The organism is Bacillus sp. TL12, from assembly GCF_022625245.1.
Lineage (GTDB): Bacteria > Bacillota > Bacilli > Bacillales > Bacillaceae_G > Bacillus_A.
Genome location: NZ_JAJJBY010000003.1, coordinates 153,701 through 176,097, shown reverse-complemented (window position 1 = coordinate 176,097; position 22,397 = coordinate 153,701). Strand labels below are relative to the sequence as shown.

Genomic DNA, 22,397 nt, shown 5'->3' with positions numbered 1-22,397 from the left:
AAGATAATGATGGACTGGATGGTAAAAATACAGCCGATTTCTCCCATAGTGGGAAGTTTGTTTGGACTCATGTTCATGAAATTAAAAATGAAAAGTCAAGGTCTTTTATATGACAGAATGATGGATGCCGTAACAAATGGATTTTTAATCATCATTTTAACATGGAAATTCGCACCAGTAATTTTGAATCCAGGGTGGGCTTTTCAATCGCCATGGCAAGCGTTATTAGCTGTAGGGAGTACTCAGCACATTATAATTGGTTGTTTCATTGCAAGCGGATATATTGTATGGCGCAGTAAAAAGGTTGATTACTCGCTTTCTATTTTATTAGACATACTTCCATTTGGAATAGGAAGCATCATCATTTTCTATTTTTTATTCCATCAAAAGGTTGGTTTACAGACAACAATGCCGTGGGGAATGAAACTTTATGATTCAAAGTTTTCTTATCATCCTATATACATGTATGAAATCATTATAGCAATTTGTATAATGGGATGGTTGTGGGGGCAAAAAGAGAGACTAGGGACTAGAAAATACATAAGTTATTTTCTAATTGTAGAAGGAACTGCCCATATTTTTATTTCGCTTATAAGTGAGCAAGTTCCGTTATTATTTGGTCTGTCTATGCAGCAGATACATAGTTTTGGTGTGATTAGTATAGGGGTTGTATTACTTCCAAAAAAATAAAAGCAGCAATGTACGAACGGTTGTTCATACATTGCTGCTTTTATCATTTTTATAGATTGTAAGAATTGATATCTTTTTGTTTTATCCCGCATTAACAGGCAGTAAGCCCCCACCTGAAAGTTCAGCAAGAGAAAAGAAGTTAGGTGGGTAGGGCTACCCATAAAAGCCCGATTGGTGAGGGGTAATAATCAGTGGGGGATGAAGAACCCCCCAGTAATTAAAGTTTCACTTTATCTCTCTTTACAACCATCATTTAGAGGAGTATATTAACAATCAGAATAGCTCAATAGGGATTTTACAGCCAAATAATAAATCGCTTAATCCACTTCAGGAGCGGGGGAACCAAATTTGTGCATTTGTCACTAGGGGTGAATCCTTTTATAGGTAGGGCTACTCTCAAGGTCCGAATCCGACAGCTAACCTCGTCAGCGTTTTGAGAGGGGGGACTTGTGTGTATAAAAACACTAGGTGCAACCTAGTGTTTCTTTTTATTCTCTTAATGATAAAAAAGTAATTTGTTATTTAAAAAGAGAGGGGAAAAAGAATGAATTGGCTTACAAGTCTAATTACAATTGGTCTATTCGTTTTAGTTGCAAAACCTATGGGGAATTACATATACAATGCTTTTCAAAAGCATGATTTTTTTCAAAGAGTATATGGCCCGTTAGAAAGAGTATTATTCAAAGTAGCTGGTATTAAAGGACATAATCAAAGTGGGGAAAAATATATATATTGTTTAATCATGACAAATTTCTTTTTCATTGTAGTCGTATATGCTATATTTCGATTACAAGGGATGTTGCCATTAAACCCTAATCATTTTGAAGGATTAGAACCTACTCTAGCATTTCATACAGCCATTACATTTATGACAAATGCAAATTTACAACATTACGGAGGAGAAAGTAGTTTATCTTACTTTTCGCAAATGACCGGTGTGACGTTTATGATGTTTGCAGCGCCTGCTACTTCAATGGCGATTGGTATTACATTTATTCGTGTATTAGCAGGAAAAAAGGTAGGTAACTTCTTCGTCGATTTTGTACAAGCTATCACAAGGGTGCTATTACCGTTTGCGTTTGTAATGTCATTGTTTTTTGTATCGTTAGGGACACCTCAAACACTTGATTCGGCAGTTACTGTGAAAACTGTGGAAGGAACAATGCAAGAGATCCCTCGTGGACCAGTAGCGTCTTTACTATCTATCAAGGAGCTTGGTGACAATGGCGGAGGCTTTTTCGGAACCGTTTCTGCACATCCTTTTGAAAACCCTAATATGATTAGTAACGTACTGCAGATGATGCTACAAATGTTAATTCCGATGGCTTTTCCATTTGTATATGGAAGAATGGTTGGGAATCGAAAACAAGGAAGAATCTTTTTCGCATCAATGCTTATTCTTTTTGTTATCGGATTTAGTACACTTGCGGTTGCTCAATTAAAGGGAAATCCACTGTTAAATCAATTTGGTATAGAGAGTTCACAAGGGAATATGGAAGGGAAAGAAACACGTCTTGGTGTTATTTCTTCTGCTCTTTATGCCAATGTTACAAGTGCCTCTGGAACTGGTGGGGTGAATACGACGCACGATACGTTAACACCAATTGGAGGATTGGTTCCACTTGTCAATATGCTTTTCGGAACTGTGTATGGAGGCATTGGAGTCGGCTTTATGAATATCGTTATGTATGCGATGATTGCTGTATTCTTAACGGGGTTAATGGTTGGCCGTACGCCAGAGTTTCTGAATAAAAAATTAGAAGGAAAAGAAATGAAATTAATCGCGATTACAATTGTATCTCAGCCTTTACTCATTCTTGGGACAGCAGCGATCGCCTTTTCGACTCAATATGGCACAGATGCTATTTCTAATCCGGGCTTTCATGGTTTAACGCAAGTCATATATGAGTATACATCATCTGCTGTAAACAATGGATCTGGATTTGAAGGCTTAAAAGATAATACACCATTTTGGAATCTTTCAACGGGTATTGTTATGTATATTGGTAGATACTTGGGATTCATTACGATGTTAGCTGTCGCAGTTGGGTTAAGAAAGAAGAAAGTTATGTCTGAAACTGTAGGTACTTTTCAAACAGACACTCATTTATTTGGGGGAATCTTGCTTGTGACGGTATGCATAGTAGGTGCATTAACATTTTTGCCAGTGCTCGTGCTTGGACCGATCGCCGAATATCTGACCATATAATAATAGCGTTGCTTCAAAAAAGAAGGGCAATACATATTACTTATGTATTGCCCTTTTACTGTGTTTTTAGCTGAAAGTATTAGAAGATAGGCGGGGTAACTGAAAATAGGACAACTGCATTTTGATTAAAATTATTTATCCACTTATGTTTTAAATACGCTGGTATTTTTACACTATCACCAGTTTCTAATATATACTCTACTTCATCTAAATACACCGTAATCCTTCCTTCTAAAACAAATGCTAATTCTTCTCCTTTATGCTCTAAAAGATTTTCTGAGGAAGAAGTGTTCGGAGGAACAGTCATAATTGTTGTTGCTAAACTTCCTGTGAAATCTGGTGATAACGATTCATAGGATAAATTGTCAATAATCATTTTTTTTCGTTTACTGGACCGTACGATTAAATCATCTGTATTTGTTTCTTCTAGTAAAAAACTAAATGTTGGAACATCAAGAGATTTAGCTAATACTTTCAATGTTTGGATGGAAGGATTAGCGGAACCACGTTCAATTTGACTTAGCATAGATGGTGTAATTTCAGCCATCTTTGCTAGTTCTCTACTACTTAATCCTTTAGCTTTTCTTTGCTTTTCGATTTTTTTACCGATATCTATATTTTCCATGGTGCATTCTCCTTAATAATTTGTTTAATTATATTTAAATAAATTAAATTAAAATTAACATAAACATGATTTTGTGTTAAACTGTATTAAAATTTATTTAATTATAATTTATTATACAACTGGCTACAAGGACATGAGGAGGAAGAGAAATGAAGGGAATAGAGGAATTGAAAGAACAATATCCACTATTAAACAATCTAATTTCATTGGAAGAGATATTTTGGGTGAATTCGAACATTGAAAATTTCCAAACAGCGATACAAGCTTCTCCGCTTACGAGGGACGATGTAAAAGATGCTGAAGAGAGATTAAAGCGTTTCGCACCATATATTGCAAAAGTTTTCCCAGAAACGAAAGGAACGAATGGGATTATAGAATCACCTTTAGTGAGAATACCGTCTATGAAACGTTCTTTAGAGCAAAATTATGAGCAATCTATATTAGGGGAATTATTACTAAAATGTGATAGTCATCTTCCAATATCAGGATCAATAAAAGCAAGGGGCGGCATTTATGAAGTGTTGAAACATGCAGAGGAATTAGCTTTTCAGCACGGAATGCTAACGAAGCAAGATGATTATTCCGTTCTAGATAGTGATAGATTCCGAGACTTCTTCTCGAAGTATTCCATTGCAGTAGGATCGACGGGCAATTTAGGGCTTAGTATTGGCATTATGAGTGCTAAGTTAGGCTTTGACGTAACTGTTCACATGTCAGCTGATGCGAAACAATGGAAAAAAGATTTACTAAGAAGTAAAAAGGTAACGGTTATTGAATATGAAGCGGATTATAGTAAAGCGGTAGAAGAGGGGCGTCTGCAAGCAAATGCAGATCCTACCTGCTATTTTGTTGATGATGAAAATTCTCATGATTTATTTTTAGGGTATTCGGTAGCAGCATCTCGATTGCAAAGGCAGTTAGAAGAGTTAGAGATTGTAGTAGATGAAGAACATCCTTTATTCGTTTACCTTCCGTGCGGGGTAGGTGGTGGACCTGGAGGAGTAGCATTTGGCTTAAAGTTATTGTATAAAGACAATGTTCATTGTTTCTTTGCAGAGCCTACTCATTCACCATGTATGTTACTTGGTTTAATGACAGGGCTTCATGATAAAATTGCGGTTCAAGATATTGGTATCGATAATGTAACAGATGCGGATGGTCTTGCGGTAGGAAGAGCATCTGGATTTGTTGGAAAAACGATGGAACCATTTTTAAGTGGGAGTTACACAGTTAGCGATGAAGAGTTATATAAGTTGTTAAAAGAGCTTGCTGATACAGAAAAAATCTACTTAGAGCCTTCTGCACTAGCAGGGATGATTGGACCGGTTAAATTATGTAAAGAAGAAAAAGAGTATTTGCAAAAGCATTATTTAACAGAAAAAGCAAGAAAAGGTACACATATTGTTTGGGGAACTGGTGGTAGCATGGTTCCTGAAGAAGTGATGGTGCAGTATTATCAAAAGGGTTTGAATTTAGCGTTAGAGGAAAGAAAGTAATAAAAGATGAGGCTTGGATAGCCTCATCTTTTTTATTTAAATAAGAATCCCTCTAAGATTGGATGGAAATTAGTTCAATTTACTGTATACCTAATTGGTCATTCTAATAAATGCTAAAATTCTTTGTTATTTTTAACTAGGTTGATTATAGTATAGATATAAACTTTTATAAAATATAAAGAGTTACGAATATGTATTGAATATAATGAAGAAGCTTCATTTTACATAATAAGAGGATGTGTATATACAATGTCATTACAGTCAAAATATTTAGCGGGTATTTCTCTTGGAGTAATGGGGGTTGGCTTTGCTGCAACAATCCCGTTTCAAGGAACGATAGCAGGAGAGATTATACAAGGTGGATTTGAAGCAGGATTAGTAGGAGGACTGGCCGACTGGTTTGCTGTTACAGCGTTATTTCGCCATCCGATGGGTATTCCGATTCCGCATACAGCGCTGCTCCCTAAAAACAGGAAACGGGTTACAAAAGGACTCATTTCTACACTAGAGAATGAGTGGCTGACGAAGGAAAGCATAACAGGTAAAGTGAAAGAAATGCAGTTGGCGCAATTGGTGTTACAAATCGCTGAAAGAGAGATGCAATCGGATACTGTAAAAAAAGGGATTGTGACAATTGCTGAAAAAGCAATTCTTCAAATGAATACTGAAAAGTTAGCTACTGTAATTGAAAAAGAATTGAAAACGTATTTACATACGATTAATACAGGAAACATACTGCAAGTCCTAATTGATCAATTAGTTGTACAGGAATATGATGAAAAAACACTTGATTATATGTTAGTCAAGGCGAAAGAGTGGACAGCCCAAGAGGAGGCGCGTTATCAGCTTGGGAGCTTGGGAATGAAAGCGATGGAAAATATAAAGGTAGATGGATTTTTGCAGTTTACTCTTAAATCGTTCATGAATATTGTGGATGAAGATAAAATTGGGGGGATTTTACAGAAGTTTGTTGTTAGTAACATAAGTAGTTTGCAGGATACTGATAATAGTACAAGACAGCTTATATTAATGAAAATTCGTCAAGAACTTATGAATGTTAAGGAAAATGAAGCAGTATTACGAGAACTAGAAAAGTGGAAAGAAAATTGGATCACAAATTGGAATGCTGCTGAAAAAATAAAAGAATTGTTAGGACAAGCACAAGAAAAAGTAGTTGCTTCTATTAAAAAAGAAGAATTTGTAGATCAGTATCTTCTCCCATTTTTAACAAAACAAATGAACAAAGTGAAAGAAGATCCAGTAACAGTTCAAAAAATGGAAGACTGGTTGCAAAAGCAAATTGCTAATCTTGTTGAAAATAATCATTCTAAAATTGGAAAGCTTGTCCAAGAAAATCTTGATAAGTTAGATGATCAAACATTAATCGAAATGATTGAAAATAACGTCGGCAAAGATTTGCAGTGGATTCGAGTGAACGGTGCTGTTTGTGGATTTATGATTGGGTTGGTGTTAGAAGGATTGAAGGCTGTGATATAAGCTGAAGGTAGAATATGTATCATGAGGTGTTTCAGCTTGATGTGACAACACTTACATAAAGTCTTTACTAAACGATTTATGAGTGAAAGATAAAAAACTGTTGATAGATGAACTAGAAAAGGAATATGTAGATGAAAAAGATAAATTGACATAGAAATAACCTTTAGAAAGGGTGTATGTTAGCTTCAATTGTTCACGCAATCAATGTTGCGCATAGTCCTGAATTTGCTCACGAACAATCTTGAGAGGGCTTTAATTATAGCGTGCATGATAGTTCAGGAGCACGAGGAACAATTACATTTCATCCTAACTATTTGGTAGCCGCTTTTTGTGATGATAATAGCGAACGAATATCGGATAATAAAAACGCTTTAGACTACTTTAAGGGTTCACCTGACGTAGTACAAGGGTTAGCTGGCAGCGAAACACTTCAATATTTGTTAGATGATATGTATGGGGAGACAGTACCGGTAATTACCACAGCCTTTTGGAGGAATAGCGATGGACTCTATTCTAAAGATGAACTGGATGAGATGATTGATAATGGAGGATTTCTTATAGAGAGACAAGCAAGGGACATTGAACTGGCTATAAATGAATGGCAAGAAGAATATGAACTGTCAGATGGACAAATTAAATTACTCAAATCTATTTTTAAACGTAAGATAGAACAACCTTTAGATGGTATTATTTTAACGACAGAAGAGGTTCAAATGATAGAATTCGATGATGAAGAGGGATTAGCGGAGAGCAAGGTAGTTTTTGAAGAGCTGGGTATTCAGTGGAGAGTATAACATTGTTGAATGATGATACAATAATGAGACTACTCTTTTCAATAGGTCATATTAATTATGAAAAATGAGTAAAAAACCTTTTACACAGCATAATAAATGTGAAAGGTTTTTTATTATAGATTTTTAATTTTCAAGAACATTAACATTATAAGTTTTTTGGATATATAAATGATGAGCGCCGTTCCAAAACTTTAATGTATTTTTATACCATTGTTCTTGCTTGTTTGTATCTGGATGTTCTTCTGAAGAATTATACTAAAATATAGCATCAAAATTGTGAAGATTTTCATTTAAACAAATGGGGCAGTTTAGTTGAATAAGGAACTAGGATTAGTAAAAAGCTTTGACAGATAATTCATTTTATTCTATAGTAAGTAATACACTAACTACTAAAGGAGTTATTATGGAAGAACTTTATAAAGAACTTCAGAAATGGGGCTTTTCGCAATATGAATGTAAAGCATATATAGGACTTTTAAAAAATTACCCCATAACAGGATATGAAATCAGTAAAAGGTCAGGTGTACCTCGTTCAACAATCTATGAAGTGTTGGCAAAATTAATAGATAAAGGTGCGGTTTATACAGTACCTTCTGACCCTGTAACCTATGCACCCTTACCAGCAAAAGAATTAATCCGTCGATTACGTAATAACTTCGAAAATTCTATGGATTATCTTGAAAAGAATTTATCTGCTTTAGAAAGTGAACAGGAAGTAGATGTCATTCGACGCATCAGCAGTGATGAGCGTGTTGTGGCTGAAATGATTGACATGATAGATAAAGCAGAAGAAGAAATATGGTTGTCGATTTGGGAACCACAAGTCTCTTGTATAAAAGGTGCTGTAGATAGGCGTTTAAATGATGAAATTCATGTTTTTTCTATTCTTTTTGGAGCACCTGAGATTCAGCTTGGTGTAACCACTCATCATAATTACATGGCTCCAGAAGTAGCTGAGGAGCGTATGAATGGTCGATTAACGATTGTTGCACGGGACAATGAAGAAGTATTAATTGCAAATTTTTCTCCAAATACGTCTGCATGGGCGATAAAAACAGAAGATCCAGCACTTGTATTAATTGCTATGGAATACATCAGGCATGACATTATGTTTTCAGAATTAGTTAAAGAAGTTGGTCCTGAGAAAACAGAAGCTCTCTGGAAAAACAACCTTAACCTGTTTCATGTTGTTACTGGAAAACGGTTCAAATAACTTGAACCGTATTTTCTTTCATATTTTCGTAGTAGTTAGTGTGTTAGCTTCTAGTTTTTAAAAATAAGGAGGGAATGAAATGAGTCTATCGAACGTCCAAATGAATTCGTCTCAGAGAGATGAAGATAGCTTTATTAAAGGAGTAAAAGATTGTATCCCTACATTACTGGGTTATTTAAGTATCGGAATAGCTGCTGGTGTTATTCAAAAGGCTGCGGGACTTAGCATAGCTGAGATAGCTCTGATGTGTTTAATTCTTTATGCTGGCTCAGCTCAGTTTATTGCTGCAGGAATGATGGCAACAAGTAGTTCTCTTACTGCCATTATTATTACTATTTTCTTTGTTAATCTTCGTCATATTTTACTTAGTGCAGCCCTAGCACCTTATTTTCGGCATCTTTCACCACTTAGGAACATGCTAGTAGGTTCTCTACTCACCGATGAAACATTTGGTGTCGCTATTAACGAGACTGCGAAAAAAGACCGAATCAGTGAAAAATGGATGCATGGCCTCAACATAACAGCTTATTTAAATTGGCTTGTAGCTAATTTAGCAGGAGCATTATTGGCACAATGGATTTCAAATCCTGAGAAATTTGGTCTAGAATTTGCCTTACCAGCCATGTTTATTGGAATTCTCATACTCTCAATGTTAGGGCGTAATAAAATCAGACTTGATATAGTTGTCGCAATTATAGCAGTTGTCATTGCTGTGGGAAGTTCTTTCATGTTGTCCAGTAGTATGGGTGTTATTGTTGCTACAATTATTGCTTCAACAATAGGAATGGTGGTGGAAAAATGGAAGTAAGATGGGAAGTTTTTTTGATTATTCTAGGATCAGCTTTTGTAACGTTCATTCCAAGGGTCGTTCCTCTTATGATACTAAGTCGTTTTGAATTACCAGAATGGGGAATGAGATGGTTAAATTATGTCCCCATTTCTGTTATAGCTGCTTTGATAGGTCAAGAGATATTTATACATGATGGAAAGATTTCCTCTCTTACAAATAACATTGAATTTTTAGCAGCCATACCGACTTTTTTTATTGCGATAAAAACACGTAGTTTGCTGGGAACCGTACTGGGAGGTATTATTTCTATTATAATTTTACGCTTTTTGTTTCAAAACTAAATACTTTATTTGGGCAAGTACCACGTTTAAATGCAACAGCCATTGCAGGAAAGGATAACAATAGAACGGTAGGATAAAAAATAAGGGTTGAAATCGATGTTGAATTTAATTGCTATGATAAAAGCATAGCTTATTGTAAAGAGCATATTGCGTTCCCGCAGATAAATACATGTCCAATAATGAACGAAGTGGTGTTATTTTTAGTTACCCCCATTTTTTAGGTGATTTATTTACAGTTCAATATAATGAGTTATCATTATGGAAGCTCTGTTTCTTCTTAAACGGAGGCGTTAATTAGGGGGCAGCCGAGATATATGCAATTTGGGATCATAAGCTGTATTTTATTTCCACAATCAGATTACGATGTGAAAAAAGGTCTTTTACTAATAATATTACGAATTATTTTTGATACAGCTAGTTCAACAGTTAGGATATTTCATATTTTCAAATACACATCCTCTCAGAAACTGTTAGTTGGTAAATAGTATATCTCTTTGACTTGGTTTCACACGTATCTCGGTTGAACCCCAATATATAGAAGAAAAATAAAGAGAATTATTCATCATTATGAGTATATATTATAATGTTGAGAAAACGTTCAGTTATTCTCATTTGTATTATATAGTAATTGTTGAAACGGCTTGCTTGCTGGATGCTTCTTTCCGTTTGAAATTATGCCCACATCCTTTTCCGTAATTGTTCATAAAACATAATCGCTATTGAAATACTATCCGAAGACAATTATTTTGTACGGAAGGAAAACAAGATGGCGAAAAAGATATTACGTATTATTTTTATTATCATGAGCATAGTAATTTTTCTCTTTATTTGGATGTATATTGATGTAACTATGGGAAGAAAACTAGAGGCTGAGAAAAATCAACCGAAAGAATATGCTCCTCATTATAGTGACTTTCAGTTGTATGTGGAGGGCAAATCGTTATATAAACAGCTGTTTTCTGATATAAAAGAGGCGAAACATTCCATTTTCACTTTTTTCTATATTATTTCTGATGATGAAAGCAGTCATTCATTTTTAAACTTGTTGAAAGAAAAAGCAGAGGAAGGAGTTGAAGTATATTTATCGGTCGACTGGATTAATGATTTATCATTCCAAAGAAAGCTTACGAAGGAATTGAAAGCGAGTGGTATCCATTTTACATATAGTAGAAAGCCGGATTTTCCATTCTTTTTCTATTCACTACACCATCGCAATCACCGCCGTATTACAACGATAGATGGGAAAATAGGATATAGTGGTGGATTTAACATTGGTAATGAATACCTAGGGAAGGACAAGCGCTTTGGCTATTGGCGAGATTATCATGTGCGCTTGGAAGGAGAAGGAGTGAATGATTTAGAAGAACAGTTTGTGTTAGATTGGAAACGAGATACTTCAGAAGAAATTACGAGAACAGCTCCACCTAATATCAAAGGAAAAACGCTACATACGATGTCTAGTTATAATGGACATAAAGTTGTTGCGAAGTATATGGAATTAATAAAACAAGCGAAGGATTCTATCATAATTGCTACATCTTATTTTATACCGAGAGATAAAGAACTTATGAATGCTTTAATTCAGGCAAGAAAACGTGGTGTCTCGGTAAAGGTGCTTTGGTCTTATAAACCGGATATCCCGCTTATAAAAGAAGCAGCGTATCCATATATTCGTCAGTCAGTGCAAAATGGGATGGCTGTACATGGTTATAAAAAAGGAATGTTTCATGGGAAATTAATGTTTATTGATAATGAAACAATAGTTATAGGAACAACGAATTTTACTTCACGTAGTTTTTATATTAATGATGAAATGGATTTCTATATATATGGTGGTCCAATGGTTCAACAAGTGAATTATGCGTTAGAGCAGGATTTTCAAGACTCAAAAGAGATGACTTTGGAATTCTTTGAGGATTTGTCATTTGTAGAGAAGAGTAAAGAAAAAATCGCATGGTTATTTAATTACTATTTATAATGAAGAGGGATGGAGGATTGATGAGAAAGAATGCCATTGTTGTGGATGGAATTTTAAATAGTAAATGGAATAACATTGTAATTCTTAGTAGAAATAAAAAAGAATTAGTATTCAAAAACGCTCGGAGAATAAACTCGGAGCGTTTTAATGTTTATTGTAGGACTTTTTCAGTCCAAGCCTAAATCATTTATAAATCTTTTTTTAAATAGTGATGCTGAAAATCTCTGCCGACATGATCAAGGACACCAAACTCTTGATAACCGTGCTTTTTATAAAAATCTAATGCTTGAAAACTTAAAGTATCTACTTTTATGAAATCACAACTTTTTTCTAAAGCTATTTGTTCGATTTCTAATAAAAGTTTAGTTCCATAACCTAGTTTGCGTATGTCTTCATCAAGTATAAAAGTATGAATCTCTAACCAATTCCAGCAAATTTCACCTAATATTCCTCCGCGAACCTTGCCGTCTTCATCCTTAAGGAATAACTGAATCTCCTGATATCTACCCCTTAAATCTGTTGGGAAATGCTTTACATTATATTCATAAAGTTTATTATTAATGTTGTTTTTATTAGTGGTATTTAATTCTTTTGTAATATGTAAATCCATGCCTTTTCTCCTCCTGCAATTTTTGTGAAATGATGAATTTGAGACAAATTTCTCTTATGAATAAGCATCATCATCTATTTATTCTAACACAAAGTTTTTAATATTATGTTATTATTTTCTAATATTCAAAAATAATAATTCGATCTAACCTCCAACTTAGGCGTATAATATCTATTATTAACTTATGGAAAGTAATGCTAGTTCGAGTTTTATTTTAACTGTTCAAACCATATAACATTTAAAAAGCGAAAATAAATTCTATAATATTTCACACTCGGAACCTTATTTTTCCATTAAAATATTCTTTGAAGGAGGAGTGGCATTTGAATCGTCAAATTGCTATTCGTGAGATTGTAGAGCGCATACTCATGTTTAAACTAGATCATCCATTAAGAGTCGGTGTTAGCGGTATAACAGCATCTGGGAAAACAACATTTGCAAATGAGTTACAAAAAGAAATTCATTTGCAAGGAAGAAAAGTCGTTCGGGCGAGTATAGATCATTTTCACAATCCAAGGACAATTAGATATTCACAAGGAAAAGAATCAGCTAAAGGATATTATGAAGATGCTCATGATTATAAATCATTTGCTGAGCAATTATTGATTCCGTTAGGGCCTGATGGAAATATGCGATACGTGATGAAATCACATGATTTAGAAACGGATATGTATATGAAAACAGAGCCCATACTCGCTTCAAAAGATATGATATTTATAATAGATGGTACTTTTTTATTAAAAAAAGAGCTTCAACATTTATTCGATTATAAAATATTTGTAGAAACAGATTTTGAAATCGCGAGAGAACGTGGTTCGAGTCGAGAAGCGAGAGCCTTTGGGAATAAGGAGAAGGCAGAGGAAATGTTTTTACAAAGATATCATGCGGCTTGTCATATGTATAGGGAAGAACACGCGCCAAAGCAATGTGCAGATGTAGTTTTTCTGAATAATGATATTGAAGCTCCAAGGGTTGTATTTCAGAATTTGTGATTTTAGCAATAGTATTGGTAGCAGTTAACATAAGAGTATTTCATGACTTGTGGATAATAGGGGCATTATTCGTTATGATACTACTTTTTAGAAAGTGTATAGGTGTGCTGAAATATCACACCTATAACACAGTATTGCATTCGAGTTATTCTTGAAAAAATTACTTTTCTTCTACGAGTTCTGTTAACTCATGATTAATTAACGTGCCAATATGCTCACCTAAACATATTTTTTTCATAACTCCTGGTTCATCGAAGTTAAAAACATGTGCTGGTAAATGATAGTCACGAGCAAGTAATAAGGCTGATTGGTCCATCACTTTAATGTTGTTCCGAACAACATCGTTATAATTTAAATGACGATACATCTTTGCTGACTTATTTCTTTTTGGGTCACTTGTGAAGACGCCATCTACACCTTGTTTTGCGACCAAAATCGCATCGCTATTCATTTCAATTGCGCGCTGGACGCTCGGGTAATCCGTAGTAACGAACGGTTGCCCGTTACCGCCGCCAAAGATGACGATATATCCTTTTTCTAAATGGTGAACGGCCCGTAAACGAATATAGGGCTCTGCCACCGCTGTAAACGGAATAGATGTCATAACGCGCACTTCTTTATCTGTCTTGCTTGTGAGTACACCGCGTAGCATTAAGCTATTCATAATTGTACCTAATGTGCCTATATTGTCTGCTTCTACGCGGTCAATTCCCCATTCCTCAGCTAAATTGCCTCTGAATATGTTACCCCCGCCAACGACAAGAGAAACTTCAATACCTAAATCGACAATTGATAAAATCTCAGTTGCGATATGTTCTAAACGTTTGGAACCGAAACTATTTCCATCTTGATCAGCGAGAGCGCCGCCGCTGAGTTTAATTAAAACGCGATTGTATGGCCTCATTATCATCACTCCTTATTTAAAGCAAAGTATTTTTCAGTGGAGTCCGTAACTACCACTGAGAATTAGTCTTCATCATATAGGGTTCTTATAGGCAGTTTATTCCTGATCTAATTGCTTTGCTCATGTAAAAAATTTCTACATGCTAGTAGCATATTAAGTTCAATAAAAAAGGAGCAGAGGCGAATGCCTTTGCTCCTTTACGAGAAAGTGAAATAGAAAAGGAAGAGTTATAATGAAATCTTTCTTAAGTTTCTTCATAATATCCACTCCTTTTCATCTTATTTATGTTCGAATAAACTTATCTTTTAGATTATACAAAGAAATCAGATATTTTATCAATGTTATTTTCACTTTTTTATCGCCAAAGGATGTCAATGAATAATTAAAGAAAAAAATTCGAATCTTTTGTGACGAAGTTGTAGGTTTTTGTCTGATTTTGTAGGTTTGCTTATATCATGTGAATGAGCGTTTATTATTATAAATTGAAAGCGTTCGCATGAAGGGGATGGAAAACATATGAAAAAATTCGGATTGGCGACACAAATATTTGTCGCACTCGTGTTAGGGATTGTGGTAGGGGCAATCTTTTATGGCAATAAAACGGCGATTTCTTATATCACACCAATTGGGGATATATTTATTCATTTAATTAAAATGATTGTTGTACCAATTGTTATTTCCGCATTGGTTGTTGCGGTAGCTGGTGTAGGGGATATGAAGAAACTAGGAAAACTAGGTGGTAAAACAATTCTTTACTTTGAAATTATCACGACAATTGCGATTTTAATGGGATTAATCGCAGCGAACTTGTTCCAACCGGGAACAGGTGTTGACATGAATAGCTTACAGCAAAGTGACATTTCATCATATAAGGAAACAGCTGATGCAACAGAGAAAAAAGGCTTTGCGGAAACCATTGTTCATATTGTACCAACAAACGTATTTGAATCACTGGCACAAGGTGATTTATTACCGATCATTTTCTTCTCGGTGTTATTTGGTTTAGGAGTTGCAGCAATTGGTGAGAAAGGAAAGCCAGTTTTTAATTTCTTTGAAGGTGTACTCGAAGCAATGTTTTGGGTCACAAACCAAGTTATGAAATTTGCTCCGTTTGGCGTATTTGCACTAATCGCTGTCACGGTTGCAAAATTTGGTGTGGCAACACTACTTCCTTTAGGAAAGTTAGTGCTAGCTGTGTATGTAACTGTTATACTATTTGTTATTGTTGTATTAGGGATTAATGCACGTATGGTAGGTGTAAATATTTTCACCTTAATGAAAATTTTAAAAGAAGAACTAATCCTTTCGTTTACAACAGCAAGTTCAGAAGCTGTTTTACCTAATATAATGAGAAAAATGGAAGATTTCGGTTGTCCGAAGGCAGTTGCATCTTTCGTTATTCCAACGGGCTATACGTTTAACTTAACAGGATCGGCTATTTATCAGGCGTTAGCAGCATTATTCGTCGCGCAAATGTATGGTGTACACATGTCGTTAACGGAGCAAGTAACATTATTATTCGTTTTAATGTTAACGTCAAAAGGTATGGCAGGGGTTCCCGGTGCCTCATTTGTTGTAGTATTAGCAACATTAGGTTCAATGGGATTGCCATTAGAAGGTATAGCGTTAATAGCTGGTATTGACCGCATTTTAGATATGATTCGTTCGTCTGTTAATGTGCTGGGAAATGCATTAGCAGCCATTGTTATGTCGAAATGGGAAGGCGAATTTGATCATGATAAAGCAAAACAATATGTAGAAACTGTCAAGCAAACAGAAGCAGCATAAGAAAATAGATAAGGAGTGGTAATGTTGGCAACATTAACTGAAACTACCAAAAATGTACGAATTGAAAAAGATTTTTTAGGTGAAAAAGAAGTACCAATGCATGCTTATTATGGAGTTCAAACAATGCGTGCTGTAGAAAACTTCCCAATTACAGGCTATAAAATTCATGATGGTCTAATTAAAGCGTTTGCGATTGTGAAAAAAGCAGCGGCACTTGCGAACGTAGATGTAGGAAGATTGGAACTAAAAAAAGGCGGTGCTATTGCCGAAGCTGCACAAGAAATTCTTGAAGGGAAATGGCATGATCACTTCATCGTTGATCCAATTCAAGGCGGCGCAGGAACTTCTATGAACATGAATGCAAATGAAGTCATTGCCAATCGTGCTCTTGAATTATTAGAGATGGAAAAGGGAGACTATCACTATATTAGTCCAAATAGCCACGTGAATATGGCGCAATCAACAAATGATGCATTTCCAACAGCAATTCACATTGCGACATTAAATGCACTAGAAGTATTATTGCAAACAATGGGCTATATGCAAGATGTATTTGAATTAAAAGCAGAGCAATTTGATCATGTGATTAAAATGGGACGTACACATTTACAAGACGCTGTGCCAATTCGTCTTGGGCAAGAATTTAAAGCGTACGCTCGTGTACTTGATCGCGATATAAAACGAATTAAGCAATCTCGTCAACATTTATATGAAGTGAACATGGGGGCGACAGCAGTTGGTACAGGATTAAATGCAGATCCAGAGTACATTGAAGCAGTAGTGAAACATTTAGCTTCAATTAGTGAGTTACCTCTTGTTGGAGCGGAAGATTTAGTAGATGCAACGCAAAATACGGATGCGTATACGGAAGTATCAGCAGCGCTGAAAGTATGTATGATGAACATGTCTAAAATTGCAAATGACCTTCGTTTAATGGCATCAGGTCCACGTGTTGGATTAGCAGAAATTATGCTTCCAGCTCGTCAACCAGGTTCATCTATTATGCCAGGGAAAGTAAACCCTGTTATGCCAGAAGTGATTAACCAGATTGCGTTCCAAGTAATCGGAAATGATCATACGATTTGTCTTGCTTCAGAAGCTGGTCAATTAGAACTAAATGTTATGGAGCCGGTACTTGTCTTTAACTTACTTCAATCCATTAGCATTATGAATAACGGTTTCCGTGCCTTTACAGATAATTGTCTAAAAGGAATTGAAGCGAATGAAGGACACTTGAAAGAATATGTTGAGAAAAGTGTAGGAATTATTACAGCTGTGAATCCTCATATTGGTTATGAAGCAGCCGCTCGCGTTGCAAAAGAAGCAATTGCAACTGGACAATCTGTTAGAGAACTTTGCGTGAAAAATGGTGTATTATCACAAGAAGAATTAGATTTAATTTTAGATCCATATGAAATGACACATCCGGGGATTGCGGGAGCAACTCTTCTAAAGAAAAATTAAAAGAAGAGGGGACATTCCCCTCTTTTTTGTTTACAATATGGAAATGGTATATATGAATAAAGGTAGGGATGGTATGAGTAAATTTACAGTTTCTTCTAATGGTGCGTTAGAGACAACATTAAGAGGAGTAGAAGTATTAGCAACGCCACTTTTAAATAAAGGTGTCGCTTTCACGAAAGAAGAAAGAGAAGAGTTAGGACTGAAAGGGTTATTACCGCCAGCGGTATTAACATTAGATGAACAAGCACGCCGTGCATACGAACAATTTTGTTCGCAGCCGGATGATTTATTAAAGAATGTATACTTAACAGCGCTACATGATCGTAACGAAGTATTATTTTATCGTTTGCTTACAGATCATTTACGAGAAATGCTTCCAATTGTGTATACGCCAACTGTTGGTGTAGCGATTCAAAGGTATAGTCATGAGTATCGTAAACCGCGTGGAGTTTATTTATCCATTAATGATCCTTCTGGTATAGAAGAAGCGTTCTTTAACATTGGTGCAACGGCTGACAATGTAGATTTAGTAGTTGTAACAGATGGTGAAGGAATATTAGGAATTGGTGACTGGGGCGTTGGTGGTATTAATATCGCCATTGGAAAGTTAGCTGTTTATACGGCAGCAGTTGGAATCGATCCTAGTCGTGTATTACCTGTAATTTTAGATGTAGGAACAAACCGAGAGGATTTATTAAATAACCCGTTTTATATCGGAAATCGCCATCCACGTATAACAGGTGAAGCCTATGATACGTTTATTGATACATTCGTAAAAGCAGTGTGTAATAAGTTTCCGAAAGCGCTATTACATTGGGAAGACTTTAGTTCACGTAATGCACGTAGAATTTTAGATAAATATCGTAATGATGTATGTGCATTTAATGATGACATTCAAGGAACGGGTGCCGTTTCACTTGCTGCTGTATTATCAGCAGTGAAAGCTTCTAATGTTCCTTTATGTGAGCACCGCGTTGTTGTATTTGGTGCTGGAACAGCCGGAATTGGAATTGCAGATCAAGTGCGAGATGCGATGGTTCGTGCGGGCTTGTCAGAGAAAGAAGCAAACGAGCGATTTTGGTGTATTGACCGCAATGGTTTACTTACAGATAGCATGAAGGATCTTCTTGATTTCCAGGTGCCATACGCACGTAAGGAATCTGAAGTAAACGAATGGAAGCAAGGGGACATGATTGGGCTTGCAGAAGTTGTGAAACATGTAAGACCAACAATTTTAATTGGTACATCAACAGTTGCTGGTGCCTTTACAGAGGAAATTGTAAAGGAAATGGCTTCTCATGTAGAAAGACCAATTATTTTACCAATGTCTAATCCAACGCCACTTGCAGAAGCAAAACCAGTAGATTTAATTCATTGGACAGAAGGAAGAGCATTAGTGGCAACAGGAAGTCCGTTTGAACCAGTTACATATAATGGTGTAACGTATGTGATCGGACAATCCAATAATGCGCTTATTTTCCCAGGTCTTGGGCTTGGAACAATAGTTGTTCGTGCAAGTGTAATGACAGATGGTATGTTTGCGGCGGCAGCAGAAGCAGTGGCAAGTATGGTAGATACAAGTCAGCCAGGAGCACCTATTCTTCCAGAAGTAGAAGAACTGCGTAACATCTCAGAGATAGTAGCGATTGAAGTAGCAAAAGCAGCAGTTGCTGAAGGAGTTGCTCGTGAGGAGCTCAGTGATAACGATATCAGAAAAGTTGTGAAAGAAGCAATGTGGCAGCCTGAATATCGTCAAGTAAAAGCAGTAGAAAAGGTAACAATATAGAAATAAAGCCCGTTTATATCATAAGCGGGCTTTCCTTTTTCAATTTTTGAAAAACTATATTTCATAAATAGGAAGTGGCATCTTTGAATTGGAATCAATTGTGGAAGAAAGATATGTCCCTTTTAATCATTTTAGTGTTAATTGTTCCAATAGCAGGGGAATTAAATTTTCATCCGTTTAATGATACATTTCGTGTGAGTTTTGGAACACCAATCTTTTTCTTTTTGTTATTATTTTTACGGAAAATACCAGGTGCTATAGCGGGTTTACTCGTTGGGCTATCCGTTGCTATATTTCGAATTAGCCTTGATTGGATGATGCAAGGAAACTTTGATTTAGCAGAATCTTTTTATTTGCGTTATCCAGTTTTCTTTTATTATTTTATTTATGGAAGCTTGTTCTCATTATGTGGAGTAAATAAATTTCATCAAAAACCATTCATCATAGGATGTTTTGGTATTTCAATTGAAATTATATCGAGTATGTCGGAACTTGCTTTTAATCATTTTTTGATACTTGGTACAACGATCACGGTTTCAGAAGTAAATAAACTGATTATTATCGCGGTTTTTCGAAGCTTCTTTGCCCTTGGTTTCTTAAATATGATGAGTTTATATGAAACGAAATTAAAAGAAGAACAAGTTCGGAAAGAAAATGAAAAGATGTTGATGCATCTTTCTAATTTATACGTGGAATCTGTTCATTTAAAAAAGACACTTCAAAATGCAGAATTAATTACACAAGAAGCATATCAATTATATCGAAATTTACAAGCTAGTAATGATGGTAGCATAGAAATACATAGTAAAAAAGTACTGAAAATTGCTGGGGAAGTACACGAAATTAAAAAAGATAATCAAAGGATTTTTGCAGGATTATCAAAACTTCTATTAGATAAAAATCTTTCTGAATACATAGAAGGGCATGAATTAGCAGAAATGATTGTCAGGATAAATGAGAAGTACGCTCAGCTATTAGGGAAAGAGATAACCTTTTCTAAAAGTATAGAAGGCGAGCATAATGAGTATCATGTGTACACTATATTGTCGATTTTAAATAATCTAGTTGCAAATGCTGTAGAGGCAATAGAGGGTGTTGGTGCAATTATAATACACACCAAAAAACAAGATAAAAATGTAATATTCGAAGTAATAGATAATGGTCCTGGTATTGCACAAAAATATAAAGAATTAGTATTTAAGCCGGGATTTACTTCGAAGTATGATCAAACAGGGACACCGTCAACGGGAATAGGTTTGTCCTATATAAAAGAGATGGTTACAGAACTAGGAGGAGAAGTAAGCCTTGAAGACGGAGAAAATGAAAGAGGATGTAAGTTTGTCGTACGTTTACCTGTGTCTAGTTTAACCAAGGGAGGATGATGGGATGTTTTATTACATCGTAGATGATGATGAAGTCTTCCGCTCTATGCTATCACAAATTATTGAAGACAAGGATCTTGGAGAAGTGGTAGGAGAAGCGGAAGATGGTGCTTTTGTTGAAGCGAATCAGCTAAATTTTAAGAAGGTAGATATTTTATTTATTGATTTATTAATGCCAATTCAGGATGGAATTGAAACAGTACGTCATATTCTACCGGCGTTTACAGGAAAAGTGATTATGATTTCTCAAGTTGAATCGAAACAATTAATTGGAGAAGCTTATTCTTTTGGAGTTGAATATTATATTACAAAACCATTGAATAAAATTGAGGTTGTATCTGTTGTACGAAAGGTGATGGAACGTATTCGGTTAGAACGATCGATCCAGGATATTCAAAAATCATTGAATAACGTCTTCCAATGGGAACAACCACAAGTTCGAAACGAACCCGTGAAAGAAGAGAAAAAAATAGCGGACTCAGGTCGTTATTTATTATCGGAACTCGGAATCGCTGGAGAGAATGGAAGTAAAGATTTAATGAGTATGCTGGAATATTTATTAGGCCAAGAAAAAGAAAAAACATTTGAATATGGTTTTCCAGCACTGAAAGACATTTTTCATTATATTACAGTCAAAAAATTAGGAGAAAGTGCGTCGGAAGTAGAAATTGATAAAGAAAGAAAAGCGTCGGAACAAAGGGTGCGCCGAGCGATTTATCAGTCATTAAATCATTTGGCTTCCCTTGGACTAACAGACTTTTCGAACCCTAAATTTGAAAGTTACGCTCCGAAATTTTTTGATTTTACCATTGTTCGTAAGCGTATGACAGAAATGACGAAGGAAGAGGTAACAACATCAGGGCATACAAGAATTAATACGAAAAAGTTTATTCAAGTGTTGTATTTTGAGGCAAAGAGATTAATGGAGATAGAATAGAGGATGCTTCTAAATGAGCATCTTCTTTTCGCGGATAAAATTCTGAATTTTTGTTGTTTTATGGTAATAAAAGGGTATAATTGAATGTAAATTTGTTTTGGAATACGTATATAAGGATGTGAAATGAAAAATGATAGGTACCATTTTTAGTTACTTGTTACTTGGAATTTCTCTATCAGCGCCTGTCGGGCCAATAAATGTTGCTCAAATTAATAAAGGAATAAAAAATGGTTTTTTAAGTGCATGGCTTGTTGGAGTAGGAGCAATGTCAGCAGATGTTATTATGATGCTCTTAATTTATTTTGGGGTTTCTATCTATTTAACAACGCCTGTTGCGAAGTTAATCATTTGGATATTTGGTTTCTTTACGCTGTTGTATCTTGGATACGAAAGTATAAAAGATGCTTCTAAGCAGGTGGAGAATCAAGGGAATGGAGAAAGAGAACATCCAATGAAATCATTTGCATCAGGATTTTTAATTGCAATCTCTAACCCGCTTAATATTGTATTTTGGATTGGCATTTATGGAGCCGTTTTGACAAGTGCAATTAGCACTGTCGGTAAAGAACAAGCGCTATTATATAGCATTACAATATTTGTTGGGATTATGATTTGGGATTTGTTTATGGCGACTTCCATTCATTTTGGAAGAAGATTTGTAAATAACCGTATGATGAAATGGATTTCTATTTTTGCGGGAATTGTTTTAGTTGGGTTTGGGCTGTATTTTGGATATGAAGCAATTAAAGGAATTGGGGATTTCATATAAGAATGGGGTGCTTTGTGATGTTGTATTAAAAGTTAAGATGTTTCATAAATCACTTGATAAAAGAGAGCATTTATAAAATGTTACACATGATATAAGGAATAAGAAAAGGATAGCCAAGGCAGAAAATAATTA

The 22,397-nt window shown here is 35.3% G+C and carries 18 protein-coding genes, 1 pseudogene and 1 riboswitch; of the genes and pseudogenes, 16 read left to right on the top strand and 3 right to left on the bottom strand.

Features of this window, described 5'->3' with window-relative positions:
* Window positions 1-6: 6 nt before the first annotated feature.
* Window positions 7-690 carry a prolipoprotein diacylglyceryl transferase family protein gene (locus LOK41_RS04440; RefSeq protein WP_241815433.1) on the top strand — a complete coding sequence of 228 codons (684 nt, stop codon included), beginning with the start codon at window positions 7-9 and terminating at the stop codon, window positions 688-690.
* A gap of 304 nt (window positions 691-994) precedes the next feature.
* A riboswitch (cyclic di-AMP (ydaO/yuaA leader) is annotated at window positions 995-1,137 on the top strand.
* 97 nt (window positions 1,138-1,234) lie between these two features.
* Complete coding sequence (kdpA, locus tag LOK41_RS04435; protein ID WP_241815432.1) at window positions 1,235-2,899, top strand: potassium-transporting ATPase subunit KdpA; 1,665 nt, start codon at window positions 1,235-1,237, stop codon at window positions 2,897-2,899.
* A gap of 79 nt (window positions 2,900-2,978) precedes the next feature.
* On the opposite strand, the gene LOK41_RS04430 is transcribed toward kdpA, so the two are convergent.
* On the bottom strand, window positions 2,979-3,524 hold the full coding sequence (locus LOK41_RS04430) for a helix-turn-helix domain-containing protein (protein WP_241815431.1): 546 nt from the start codon (window positions 3,522-3,524) through the stop codon (window positions 2,979-2,981).
* 149 nt (window positions 3,525-3,673) lie between these two features.
* Between LOK41_RS04430 and LOK41_RS04425 the strand changes: the two genes are divergently transcribed.
* The 7 genes and pseudogenes from LOK41_RS04425 (at window position 3,674) to LOK41_RS04390 (ending at window position 11,633) form a co-directional block, all read left to right on the top strand.
* Window positions 3,674-5,020: a D-serine ammonia-lyase gene (locus LOK41_RS04425; RefSeq protein ID WP_241815430.1), complete on the top strand. Its 1,347-nt coding sequence runs from the start codon at window positions 3,674-3,676 to the stop codon at window positions 5,018-5,020.
* 249 nt (window positions 5,021-5,269) lie between these two features.
* Window positions 5,270-6,517 carry a DUF445 domain-containing protein gene (locus LOK41_RS04420; protein ID WP_241815429.1) on the top strand — a complete coding sequence of 416 codons (1,248 nt, stop codon included), beginning with the start codon at window positions 5,270-5,272 and terminating at the stop codon, window positions 6,515-6,517.
* A 176-nt stretch (window positions 6,518-6,693) separates the two neighbouring features.
* Window positions 6,694-7,311, top strand: a pseudogene (locus LOK41_RS04415) (hypothetical protein).
* Window positions 7,312-7,714: 403 nt separating this feature from the next.
* Window positions 7,715-8,524, top strand: coding sequence for a TrmB family transcriptional regulator (locus LOK41_RS04405; RefSeq protein WP_241815428.1), 810 nt, complete (start codon window positions 7,715-7,717; stop codon window positions 8,522-8,524).
* 79 nt (window positions 8,525-8,603) lie between these two features.
* Window positions 8,604-9,332, top strand: a complete 729-nt coding sequence (locus LOK41_RS04400; protein WP_241815427.1) for an AzlC family ABC transporter permease — start codon at window positions 8,604-8,606, stop codon at window positions 9,330-9,332.
* Window positions 9,323-9,655 carry an AzlD domain-containing protein gene (locus LOK41_RS04395; protein WP_241815426.1) on the top strand — a complete coding sequence of 111 codons (333 nt, stop codon included), beginning with the start codon at window positions 9,323-9,325 and terminating at the stop codon, window positions 9,653-9,655. Before LOK41_RS04400 ends, LOK41_RS04395 begins: the two co-directional genes overlap by 10 nt.
* 766 nt (window positions 9,656-10,421) lie before the next feature.
* A complete protein-coding gene (locus LOK41_RS04390) occupies window positions 10,422-11,633 on the top strand; it encodes a phospholipase D-like domain-containing protein (RefSeq protein WP_241815425.1) in 1,212 nt (403 codons plus the stop codon).
* Between the two features lie 187 nt (window positions 11,634-11,820).
* On the opposite strand, the gene LOK41_RS04385 is transcribed toward LOK41_RS04390, so the two are convergent.
* Window positions 11,821-12,243, bottom strand: coding sequence for a GNAT family N-acetyltransferase (locus LOK41_RS04385; RefSeq protein WP_241815424.1), 423 nt, complete (start codon window positions 12,241-12,243; stop codon window positions 11,821-11,823).
* 323 nt (window positions 12,244-12,566) lie between these two features.
* Here LOK41_RS04385 and LOK41_RS04380 point away from each other — a divergent pair, with 323 nt between their 5' ends.
* A complete protein-coding gene (locus tag LOK41_RS04380) occupies window positions 12,567-13,235 on the top strand; it encodes a nucleoside/nucleotide kinase family protein (protein WP_241815423.1) in 669 nt (222 codons plus the stop codon).
* A gap of 160 nt (window positions 13,236-13,395) precedes the next feature.
* Here LOK41_RS04380 and pyrH read toward each other — a convergent pair whose 3' ends face one another.
* Window positions 13,396-14,139: a UMP kinase gene (pyrH, locus tag LOK41_RS04375; RefSeq protein WP_174102262.1), complete on the bottom strand. Its 744-nt coding sequence runs from the start codon at window positions 14,137-14,139 to the stop codon at window positions 13,396-13,398.
* Window positions 14,140-14,655: 516 nt separating this feature from the next.
* On the opposite strand from pyrH, the gene LOK41_RS04370 reads away from it, so the two are divergent.
* From LOK41_RS04370 to LOK41_RS04345, 6 genes are all read left to right on the top strand, one after another.
* On the top strand, window positions 14,656-15,927 hold the full coding sequence (locus LOK41_RS04370; RefSeq protein ID WP_241815422.1) for a cation:dicarboxylate symporter family transporter: 1,272 nt from the start codon (window positions 14,656-14,658) through the stop codon (window positions 15,925-15,927).
* Window positions 15,928-15,948: 21 nt separating this feature from the next.
* On the top strand, window positions 15,949-17,391 hold the full coding sequence (aspA, locus tag LOK41_RS04365) for an aspartate ammonia-lyase (RefSeq protein WP_241815421.1): 1,443 nt from the start codon (window positions 15,949-15,951) through the stop codon (window positions 17,389-17,391).
* A 52-nt stretch (window positions 17,392-17,443) separates the two neighbouring features.
* Window positions 17,444-19,177, top strand: a complete 1,734-nt coding sequence (gene malS, locus LOK41_RS04360) for an oxaloacetate-decarboxylating malate dehydrogenase (protein WP_241815420.1) — start codon at window positions 17,444-17,446, stop codon at window positions 19,175-19,177.
* Window positions 19,178-19,260: 83 nt separating this feature from the next.
* Window positions 19,261-20,559 (top strand): ATP-binding protein, encoded by a 1,299-nt coding sequence (locus LOK41_RS04355; protein ID WP_277818476.1) that lies wholly within the window; start codon window positions 19,261-19,263, stop codon window positions 20,557-20,559.
* A gap of 4 nt (window positions 20,560-20,563) precedes the next feature.
* Window positions 20,564-21,496: a response regulator gene (locus LOK41_RS04350; protein WP_241815418.1), complete on the top strand. Its 933-nt coding sequence runs from the start codon at window positions 20,564-20,566 to the stop codon at window positions 21,494-21,496.
* A 130-nt stretch (window positions 21,497-21,626) separates the two neighbouring features.
* Window positions 21,627-22,265 carry a LysE family translocator gene (locus LOK41_RS04345; protein ID WP_241815417.1) on the top strand — a complete coding sequence of 213 codons (639 nt, stop codon included), beginning with the start codon at window positions 21,627-21,629 and terminating at the stop codon, window positions 22,263-22,265.
* The last annotated feature ends 132 nt before the right edge of the window (window positions 22,266-22,397 follow it).

Excerpts from the sequence above, each read along its gene's own strand:
- LOK41_RS04440 (WP_241815433.1), top strand. The coding sequence starts at position 7 with ATGATGGACTGGATGGTAAAAATACAGCCGATTTCTCCCATAGTGGGA.
- kdpA (WP_241815432.1), top strand. The coding sequence starts at position 1,235 with ATGAATTGGCTTACAAGTCTAATTACAATTGGTCTATTCGTTTTAGTT.
- LOK41_RS04430 (WP_241815431.1), bottom strand. The coding sequence starts at position 3,524 with ATGGAAAATATAGATATCGGTAAAAAAATCGAAAAGCAAAGAAAAGCT.
- LOK41_RS04425 (WP_241815430.1), top strand. The coding sequence starts at position 3,674 with ATGAAGGGAATAGAGGAATTGAAAGAACAATATCCACTATTAAACAAT.
- LOK41_RS04420 (WP_241815429.1), top strand. The coding sequence starts at position 5,270 with ATGTCATTACAGTCAAAATATTTAGCGGGTATTTCTCTTGGAGTAATG.
- LOK41_RS04405 (WP_241815428.1), top strand. The coding sequence starts at position 7,715 with ATGGAAGAACTTTATAAAGAACTTCAGAAATGGGGCTTTTCGCAATAT.
- LOK41_RS04400 (WP_241815427.1), top strand. The coding sequence starts at position 8,604 with ATGAGTCTATCGAACGTCCAAATGAATTCGTCTCAGAGAGATGAAGAT.
- LOK41_RS04395 (WP_241815426.1), top strand. The coding sequence starts at position 9,323 with ATGGAAGTAAGATGGGAAGTTTTTTTGATTATTCTAGGATCAGCTTTT.
- LOK41_RS04390 (WP_241815425.1), top strand. The coding sequence starts at position 10,422 with ATGGCGAAAAAGATATTACGTATTATTTTTATTATCATGAGCATAGTA.
- LOK41_RS04385 (WP_241815424.1), bottom strand. The coding sequence starts at position 12,243 with ATGGATTTACATATTACAAAAGAATTAAATACCACTAATAAAAACAAC.
- pyrH (WP_174102262.1), bottom strand. The coding sequence starts at position 14,139 with ATGAGGCCATACAATCGCGTTTTAATTAAACTCAGCGGCGGCGCTCTC.
- LOK41_RS04370 (WP_241815422.1), top strand. The coding sequence starts at position 14,656 with ATGAAAAAATTCGGATTGGCGACACAAATATTTGTCGCACTCGTGTTA.
- aspA (WP_241815421.1), top strand. The coding sequence starts at position 15,949 with ATGTTGGCAACATTAACTGAAACTACCAAAAATGTACGAATTGAAAAA.
- malS (WP_241815420.1), top strand. The coding sequence starts at position 17,444 with ATGAATAAAGGTAGGGATGGTATGAGTAAATTTACAGTTTCTTCTAAT.
- LOK41_RS04350 (WP_241815418.1), top strand. The coding sequence starts at position 20,564 with ATGTTTTATTACATCGTAGATGATGATGAAGTCTTCCGCTCTATGCTA.
- LOK41_RS04345 (WP_241815417.1), top strand. The coding sequence starts at position 21,627 with ATGATAGGTACCATTTTTAGTTACTTGTTACTTGGAATTTCTCTATCA.